The sequence below is a fragment of the Actinomadura sp. CNU-125 genome (assembly GCF_001942465.1).
In the GTDB taxonomy this organism is placed as follows: Bacteria; Actinomycetota; Actinomycetes; order Streptosporangiales; family Streptosporangiaceae; genus Spirillospora.
Window position 1 is genome coordinate 1 of record NZ_MKJY01000475.1, and the last position, 2,188, is coordinate 2,188.

Below are 2,188 nucleotides of genomic sequence, written 5' to 3' on the forward strand. Positions count from 1 at the left end.
GACGGCCGACGAGACGTTCGCCGACCTCGCGCACGACCCCGCCGCCGCCGCGCGTCCCGCCGCTCGGCGCCGCACGACCCGGGCGGCCGGGTGATCACCATCGGGTCGCGTCGAAGCTGCTGTGGGGCGGGCTGCGGATCGGGTGGATCCGGGCGGGCGCCCCGCTCGTCCGCCGCCTGATCGTGGCGCGCGAGCCGTTCGACATGGCCAGCCCCGTGCTGGACCAGCTGATCGTGCGGGAGCTGCTGGAGCGGGTGGAGACGGTCCGCGCCGAACGGGCCGCGCACCTGCGGGCGAGCCGGGACGCGCTCGCCGCGGCGCTGCGGGAGCGGCTGCCGGACTGGGAGTTTCGGCTCCCGGAGGGCGGCATGTCGCTGTGGGCGCGGCTCGGCGCGCCGGTGGCGACGCAGCTCGCCGAGACGGCCGGCCGGTACGCGGTCCGGGTCGTGCCGGGCCCGGTGTTCGCGGCCGACGGCGTCCTGGAGGACTACGTGCGCCTGCCCTACGTGCTGCCGCCGGACGCGCTGCGCACGGCCGTCGACCGGCTCGCCGCCGCCTACCGGGGCGTGCAGGGCGCGCCCGCCGCCCGTCCGCTGCCCGTCTACGTGTAGCCGGGCGTCAGGCGTTCTGGATGTAGTCGACGAGGTGCTCGCGCTCGCTCTCCAGCTTGTCGATGGCGCTCTTGACCACGTCGCCGATGCTGACGATCCCGGCGAGCCGCCCGTCCTCGACCACCGGCATGTGCCGGAAGCGGTGCTCGGTCATCGTCCGCCGCAGGTCCTCCACCAGGTCGCCGGGCGCGCAGCTGCGGACCTCGGCGGTCATGATGTCGGACACGGGACGGCCGAGGAGGTCGGCGCCGTGCTCGTGCAGCCGCCGCACCACGTCGCGTTCGGACGCGATGCCGGCGATGGTCTCCCCGTCGGCGGACACCACCGCCGCACCGACGTTGTGCTCGGCCAGGACGGCCAGCAACTCCCGGACGGTGTCGTCGGGCGGCACGGTGACCACCGTCCCGCCCTTCCTGCGCAGGATGTCGCGAATCCGCATGTGCTCACGCTCCGGTGCCTGGGTTCCGGTCCAGCAAAGGTCGCATGTTCCGGCGCCCATGGGAACCCCGCCGGACCGCCGATCGTCCCGCGCCGGCGCGCCCCGGACCCGGCCGTCAGCCCGTCAGGGCGCGGCGCAGCGCCCCCAGCGCGGGCGTCAGGACGAGCCGTCCCGCGGGCTACGCGTGCGCGAGCGCCGCGCGGGCCGCGTTCGTCCCGCACCCGCCGTGCACGCCGCCGCCCGATGCGCCGACGCCGACGCCAGGAACAGCCCCGCGACCGGCGTCTCCGCGCGCCCGAGGCCCGGCACGGGACGGAAGACGAGCTGCTGGTGCGGCAGCGACGTCCCGCCGTTCAGCGCCGCCGCCCGGCAGGTTCGCGTTGCGGTCGGCGAAGTCGGGCGGGGCGACGATCCGGCGCGCGGCGATCCGGTCCCGGAAGCCGGGCGCGAGCCGCTCGACGGCCCCCTCCAGCCGCTCGGCGAACGCGACCCGCTCCCGCTCGTCCCACGCGCCGGTGATGCCGTCGGGGCCCGCGTCGCCCCGCACCCGGTGCGGGACGTGCGTGTACGCCCACACCGACTCGGTCCCGGCGGGGGAGCGGGCGGGGTCGGCCGTCGTCATCTGGCCGAGCAGCGCGAACGGCTCGGCGGGCACCCGCCCGGTGGCGAGGTCGGCGTTGTATCGGGTGAGGGCGTCCAGGTCCGGCGCGAGATGGACGGTGCCCGCCCGCGCGGCGCCCGGGGACGCCCACGGGATCGGGCCGGTCAGCGCCCAGTCGACCTTGAACGTCGCGGGGTCCAGGTCGAACCGCCGCATCTGCTCGCGCAGCCGCCCCGGGAGGTGCTCCCACCCGACGAGCCCCCCGTACAGCGCGGGCGCCGACACGTCCGCGAGCACCGCCCGCACGGCCCGGACGGCCCCGCCGTCCGCCGTCCGGACGCCGAGCGCCCGCCCGTCCCGCACGATCACCGACGTCACCGGGGTGCCGCAGCGGACCCGTCCGCCCGCCGCCTCCAGCCGCCGGCACCAGCGCCGCCGTCAGCTCCCCGGCGCCGCCCGCGGGGACCGGCCAGCCGTACCGCTGCCCGACCATCGACAGCAGCCACCCGAACGCGGCCCCGCCCGCGGCCTCCGGCG

The 2,188-nt window shown here is 77.7% G+C and carries 3 protein-coding genes; 1 reads left to right on the forward strand and 2 read right to left on the reverse strand.

The genetic code is table 11. The features are described from left to right. On the forward strand, positions 1 to 611 hold a 611-nt coding region (locus BJF79_RS38025), incomplete at its 5' end, for an aminotransferase class I/II-fold pyridoxal phosphate-dependent enzyme (RefSeq protein ID WP_262403169.1). A 7-nt stretch (positions 612 to 618) separates the two neighbouring features. Here the strand turns inward: BJF79_RS38025 and BJF79_RS38030 are convergent. Both BJF79_RS38030 and BJF79_RS38035 read right to left on the reverse strand, forming a co-directional pair. Next, positions 619 to 1,050, reverse strand: coding sequence for a CBS domain-containing protein (locus tag BJF79_RS38030; protein WP_075904639.1), 432 nt, complete (start codon positions 1,048 to 1,050; stop codon positions 619 to 621). A 178-nt stretch (positions 1,051 to 1,228) separates the two neighbouring features. After that, complete coding sequence (locus tag BJF79_RS38035) at positions 1,229 to 2,029, reverse strand: phytoene desaturase family protein (RefSeq protein WP_075904641.1); 801 nt, start codon at positions 2,027 to 2,029, stop codon at positions 1,229 to 1,231. Positions 2,030 to 2,188: the final 159 nt, after the last annotated feature.

What these genes read in the sequence shown, in the direction of transcription:
- BJF79_RS38030 (WP_075904639.1), bottom strand. Translation starts at nt 1,050, where the DNA reads ATGCGGATTCGCGACATCCTGCGCAGGAAGGGCGGGACGGTGGTCACC.